The organism is Streptomyces sp. NRRL B-24572 (genome assembly GCF_002156145.1).
In the GTDB taxonomy this organism is placed as follows: domain Bacteria; phylum Actinomycetota; class Actinomycetes; order Streptomycetales; family Streptomycetaceae; genus Streptomyces; species Streptomyces vietnamensis.
The window spans coordinates 1-1,272 of the sequence record NZ_MWIG01000716.1 but is presented as its reverse complement, the minus strand read 5'-3'; the positions used below and the strand labels follow the sequence as shown (position 1 = coordinate 1,272).

The window sequence follows — 1,272 nt, the reverse complement described above, 5'->3', positions numbered from 1 at the left end:
GGCGGTGGTGAGGGTGCCGGGGGCCCAGACGGCACTGACCCAGGCGAGCTGTTCGCCGGTGTTCATGGCCTTGTTCCAGGCGGGGGTGTACATCGGCTGGTTGTCGATGGCCCCCTCGGCGACCAGGCCGCCCCAGAAGTCGGTGACCTTCTTGGTGCCGGCGTCGTCGATGCCGACCTTCCACTTCTCGCCCTCGAAGGTCCACCACTTGGCGCCGGCCTGCTGGGAGAGGCCGGCGAAGAGGCCGGCGTCGTTGGCGGAGAAGGTGGTCAGGGCCTTGTCCGGGGCCTTCTTCTTCAGGGTGCGGGCGGTGGCGGCGAACTCGTCCCAGGTGGTGGGGACGGTGAGGCCGTACTGCTTGAAGAGGTCCTCGCGGTAGAAGAACATCAGCGGCCCGGAGTCCTGCGGCAGGGCGTAGACGGCGTCGCCGCCGAAGGTGGTCTGCTGCCATATGCCGGGGGCGAAGGCGTCCTTGACGTTCTGCGGGACCTCGGTGGCCATGTCGGCCAGGGAGCCGTTGCTGACGAGGGTCGGGAGGGCCTGGTACTCGGCCTGGACCAGGTCGGGGCCCTTGTGCGCCTTGGTCGCGGTGATGATCTTGGTGACGAGGTCGTCTCCGGAGGCCTGCTTCTGCACGGTGACCTTGATGTCGGGGTGCTCGGCGTTCCAGAGGGCCGCGACCTTGTCCATGCCGGGCGCCCAGGCCCAGTAGGTGAGCGAGACGGGGCCGGACTCGGCGCCCGCCTTGTCGCCGGAGTCGGGGGAACCGCAGGCGGTGAGTGCGGTGGCGCCGAGCAGGACGGCGGTGGCGGCGACGAGTCCGCGGCGCGAGATGTGAGGCATGGGGTACTTCTCCCTGACCGAAAAAGGGGCCTCTCCCTGGAGCGGGACGGCCGGTCATGCATCTGTGAGCGTTCACAGTAGAGAAACGTTCTGGACACTTGTCAATGGTTGTTCGTGTGCGGTTATGTTGCGTTGTCACATCGAGATCGACTGTGTGCACGTTCCCAGCGATCCAAAGCTTCCACCTTCCGAGGTTTCAGGAGAGACTCATGCCGCAGACCACTCCCAAGGGCCTGCACCGGCTCGCGTTCGGCGGGGACTACAACCCCGAGCAGTGGCCGGAAAGCGTCTGGCAGGAGGACGTCCGGCTGATGCGCGAGGCCGGCGTCACCATGGTGAGCGTCGGGATCTTCTCCTGGGCCCTCCTCGAACCCGAGCCCGGCCGGTACGACTTCGGCTGGCTCGACCGGATCCTCGACCTGCTGCACG

Annotated in this window: 2 protein-coding genes; one reads left to right on the top strand and one right to left on the bottom strand. The window is 67.3% G+C overall.

Annotated features, from left to right (window positions below; translation table 11 throughout):
• A partial coding sequence (locus CCN56_RS34300) for an ABC transporter substrate-binding protein (protein ID WP_143664711.1) occupies positions 1-843 on the bottom strand: 843 nt, incomplete at its 3' end.
• 209 nt (positions 844-1,052) lie between these two features.
• On the opposite strand from CCN56_RS34300, the gene CCN56_RS34295 reads away from it, so the two are divergent.
• On the top strand, positions 1,053-1,272 hold a 220-nt coding region (locus CCN56_RS34295), incomplete at its 3' end, for a beta-galactosidase (RefSeq protein ID WP_179200082.1).